4 protein-coding genes are annotated in these 4,535 nt (G+C 65.6%); 2 read left to right on the top strand and 2 right to left on the bottom strand.

The genetic code is table 11. From position 1 onward, the window contains the following. Positions 1-1,108 (top strand): bifunctional phosphopantothenoylcysteine decarboxylase/phosphopantothenate--cysteine ligase CoaBC (gene coaBC, locus EOA27_RS23685; protein WP_127257370.1); only part of this gene is annotated, 1,108 nt, incomplete at its 5' end. 36 nt (positions 1,109-1,144) lie between these two features. Here the strand turns inward: coaBC and EOA27_RS23690 are convergent. Beyond that, positions 1,145-2,482 (bottom strand): aspartate aminotransferase family protein, encoded by a 1,338-nt coding sequence (locus EOA27_RS23690; RefSeq protein ID WP_126081405.1) that lies wholly within the window; start codon positions 2,480-2,482, stop codon positions 1,145-1,147. A gap of 98 nt (positions 2,483-2,580) precedes the next feature. Here EOA27_RS23690 and EOA27_RS23695 point away from each other — a divergent pair, with 98 nt between their 5' ends. Then, positions 2,581-3,438, top strand: coding sequence for a LysR family transcriptional regulator (locus EOA27_RS23695; protein WP_126081406.1), 858 nt, complete (start codon positions 2,581-2,583; stop codon positions 3,436-3,438). Positions 3,439-3,483: 45 nt separating this feature from the next. On the opposite strand, the gene EOA27_RS23700 is transcribed toward EOA27_RS23695, so the two are convergent. Then, on the bottom strand, positions 3,484-4,535 hold a 1,052-nt coding region (locus tag EOA27_RS23700; RefSeq protein WP_127257373.1), incomplete at its 5' end, for an MFS transporter.

Raw genomic sequence — 4,535 nt, forward strand, 5'->3', positions numbered from 1 at the left:
AGCGCAGGAATTCGTCACCACGCTGTCGGTCGGCGCGCTTTCGGCCGACCACGTCTTTACCGACCTGTTCGACCGCAAGGACGAGCACGATGTCGGCCATATCAGGCTGTCGCGCGAGGCCGACCTGCTGGTCGTGGCGCCGGCCACCGCCGACCTGATGGCGAAGCTTGCCAACGGCCATGCCAATGACCTTGCCTCGACGGTGCTGCTGGCCACCGACAAGAAGGTGCTGATGGCCCCTGCAATGAACCCGAAGATGTGGGCGCACGCCGCTACACGCCGCAACCGGGCGACGCTGCAGAAGGATGGCATCGCCTTTATCGGCCCCGCCAAAGGCGAGATGGCCGAAAGCAACGAAGCGGGCGAGGGCCGCATGGCCGAACCGCTGGAGATCGTCGCCGCGATCGAGACGATGCTTGACGAGAAGCCGAAGCCGCTTGCCGGCCGCAGGATCATCGTCACCTCCGGGCCGACGCATGAGCCGATCGATCCGGTGCGTTACATCGCCAACCGCTCTTCGGGCAAGCAGGGCCATGCCATCGCGGCCGCGCTGGCAAAGCTCGGCGCCGATGTGCGGCTCGTTTCCGGTCCGGTCACCATTGCCGATCCGGCCGGCGTCGCGACCACCCATGTCGAAACGGGCGCCCAGATGAAGGAAGCGGTCGAGAGCCTGCTGCCGGCGGATGCCGCTGTCTTTGTCGCGGCGGTCGCCGACTGGCGCATGGCCAACGCCGCCGGCGAGAAGATCAAGAAGGTGGCGGGCGAGGGGCCGCCTGCGCTGCAGATGGTCGAGAACCCGGACATCCTGGCCGGCATCGGCCATCATGCGCAGAGGCCTGGCCTTGTCGTCGGCTTCGCTGCCGAAACGCAGGATCTCATCGCAAATGCCGAGGCCAAGCTCAAGAAAAAGGGCGCCGACTTCATCGTCGCCAACGACGTCTCGCATGAAAGCGGCATCGGCCCATCGGGCGTGATGGGCGGCGACCGCAACAAGGTGCGCATCGTCTCCAGGGCCGGCGTTGAGGAGTGGCCGGAGATGGGCAAGGACGAGGTGGCGGCGCGGCTTGCCGCGCTGATTGCGGAGCGGCTGCAGACCGTCGTGGTGTGAGGCCGAAACCGGCGCTTCGGTCGCCGGCCCTCGACGTCACTCCGCGGCGATGCCGGGAAGGCTCGTGTTCGCGGCGAGCCCGGCCTCGATCGACTCGGCGATGATCTTCAGGCCGAGGTCCAGCTCTTCATCGGAAATCGTCAGCGGCGGCGCGATGCGGAAGACGCCGCCCATGCCGGGAAGCTTCACGATGTTCATGCTGAGACCGCGCCGGAACGCCTCAGCCGCGATCGCGGCGCCAAGCTGATGGTCGGGGACAGGGTCCTTGCGGTCCTTGACGATCTCGACGCCGAGCAGGAGACCGCGGCCGCGCACGTCGCCGACGCATTCATAGCGCTGCTTCAGGCTGGACAGGCCGGCGGACAGTTTCGCTCCCATGTTGCGCGCCCGTTCGACGAGCTTTTCTTCTTCCACCACATCGAGCACCGCCAGGCCCACGGCCGCCGGCAGCGGATCGGAGACATGCGTGGTGTAGAAGAGAAAACCTTTCGCATGCGCTTCCTCCTCGATCTCGGCCGTCGTCATGACGGCCGAAAGCGGAAGGCCGGCGCCGATCGTCTTGGAAAGCGTCAGGATATCCGGCGTAACGCCGTCCCTCTGGAAGGCGAACATATGTCCGGTGCGGCCGATGCCTGTCTGCGCTTCGTCCAGGATCAGCAGCATGCCGCGCTCGCGGCACTTCTGCTGGAGAGCCGCCAGGTAGCCTTGCGGCAGCTCCAATATGCCGCCGCTCGACAGGATCGGTTCGGCGACGAAGGCCGCCAGGCTGCCCGTCGATTGGCTGTCGACCAGATCGAAAGCATCGTCGAGCTCGGTCTGCCAATCCAGCGAGCCGTCGGCATGCTTGAAACGCGGCCGAAAACTGTTCGGCGCCGGGATCGCGAGCGAGCCGACCGCGGCAGGTCCATAGCCCTTGCGGCCGGCGCTGTAGGTTGCTGACGCTGCCACGCCGGTCATGCCGTGCCAGCTCTTCGAAAAGGCGACGATCTCGTGCTTGCCGGTCACCAGCTTGGCCATGCGGATCGCGGCTTCGTTCGATTCCGCTCCGGTCGACAAAAGCAGAACCCGGTCGAGCCCTGGCGCCAGCGCCGCCAGGCGCACGGCAAGCTCGACCACGGGACGGGAGAGCATGCCGCTGAACAGATGCGCGACCTGACCGACCTGGCGGCTCACCGTTGAGACGATCCTGGGGTGAGAATGCCCGAGCAGCGCGCTCATCTGCCCGGAGGTGAAATCGAGGATGGGCTTGTCATCCGCATCGTAGACGAAGGATCCCGCGGCGCGCTCGATGATTGCCGGCTCGAAGCTGCCGCCATAGCGTATCAGATGCTTTTGCGCCGCATTCCAGAACCCGCGATCCTGGTTTTTTGACATGGTTCCAGCTCCACCAAAGCGACCAGATGACTAGATAGCACTTGGCGCGGGTGCAGTAAAATTGATAGTAATCGGATCCGGATATCAATGGATTTGATATGCAGGCTCCACTCGATCTCAAGCTCCTGTCGACATTCGTGCGCGCGGCGCATTCCGGCACGCTGAGCGCCGTGGCGGTGCAGGTCGGGCGCACGCAATCGGCCGTGACCATGCAGATCCAGCGATTGGAAGAAGCGCTTGGCCAGAGCCTTTTTCATCGCAGCGGCAGCGGCGTGCGGCTGACCGGCAGCGGCGAACGTTTTCTGGCCTATGCCGAGCGCATCCTCAGAATCCATGACGAGGCGATCTCGGCCTTTTCCGACCAGGGCCTGCATGGGTCGATCATCTTCGGCAGCCCCGAAGACTATCTGAGCGCGTTCTTCCCGGCGCTCTTGAAGAGTTTCGGCACAATGTATCCCGATGTCGAGATCAAGGTGGTCTCGGCGCCGACGGTCGAACTGCGCACGCTCATCAATGCGCGTCAGGTCGATCTGGCGCTCGTTTCCACACCCAATCCAGGCGATGCGCCGGATGTCGTGCGCAGGGAATCGCTGGTCTGGGTCGGCAGCCGGCCAACCCTGGAACTCTACGATTTCGGCGACACCGTCCCACTCGCCCTGGCTGCGTCGAACGCGATCGACCACAAGGGGGCCTGCGAGGCCATGACCCGCGCCGGCCTGCGCTACAAGATAGCCTATGCCTCCAACAGCCTTGCCGGGCTGATCGCCGTTGCGCGGTCAGGGCTGGCGATCAGCGTGATGGCGGAGGGGGCGGTGCCGCCCGATCTCCATATTCTCGGCGCTCCGCTTCCTCCGCTGCCCGGGCTCGGTATCGTGATCATTTTCGCCGATGCGGAACGATCGCCCGCGGCCACGGCCTTTGCCGATCACATCCGCAAGGTTCTGCCGTCGCTTTGAGGGTCTGCCGCCTCGCAGCTCTCGATAAGCTCGTGGTCTGGAACGTCAGCCCGTGGCCATTTGCGGCCGGTTCGCCGTCAACGACATCCTGAGCGCGGCCAGGCACCCGACGATCCCGAGCGGCACGAAAGCCAGGAACAGCCAGCCGGCGACGATCGCGGCCGCCTCGCGACTCAGGCCATCGGAGAACCCACAGGCATTAGCGATAATGCCGGCAAGGGCGGCGCCTACCGCATAGCCGATGCGCTGCATCGTCGGCACGGCGGCCGAGGCGATGGTCTGTTCGCCCTCGCGCGCCGAGGCGACGATCACGCGCGTCAGGAACGGCCAGGCGACGCCGAAGCCGCCGCCCTGCAGAAGGGCGCAAAGCAGGATCAGCGGGATCGAGCCGGTCGGGATCGTGTAGGCGAAGCCGGCAATGCCGCAGGCGATCATCAGCGCGCCGACGACGATGATCGACCGCTCGCGATGCAGCGGCGCATTGGCGACGAGGATCGACAGGATCGACCAGGCAATCGATTCGGCGGCGATGATATAGCCTGTCGTCAGGATCGGGATGCCGTGCAGCGTGGTCAGCAGCAACGGCCCGTAAATGGCGAAGGTGCAGGTCGCCACGGAGGAGGCGGCCACCATGGTCATGCCGCTGCCGAGCGCGGAATTCCAGGAAAAAAGTTGCGAGGGAAACAGGCGCGAGCGCGGCTTCAGCGCATCGACGCGGAAGAACAGCGCGAGGCCGGCCAGGCCGAGCAGTATGAGCAGCGACGAGCGCAGCAAGGCGATGTCGACGCCAGCGGCGGCGATCAGCACGACGCTGACGGCAAGGCATCCGAGCGCCAGGAAGGGAAAGGCGGGCGTCGGGCCGGCGCCGGCCTGCGGCCGCTTCGCCTGCGGCGTGCCAAGCACGGCGAAGCTTGCGAGCGCCATGGCCGCACCGCCAAACGTGAAGACACCGAAGGCCCAGCGCCAGGACAGGAAATCGACCATGATTGCGCCGAGCATCGGGCCACTGAAGGCGGCGACACCCCAAATCGCCGAGATGATGCCGAAAAGCTGCGGCCAGATATTGCGCGGGAACAGGCGCTCGACCGAGACGAAGG

The sequence above is a fragment of the Mesorhizobium sp. M2A.F.Ca.ET.037.01.1.1 genome, from assembly GCF_003998075.1.
Classification (GTDB): Bacteria; Pseudomonadota; Alphaproteobacteria; order Rhizobiales; family Rhizobiaceae; genus Mesorhizobium.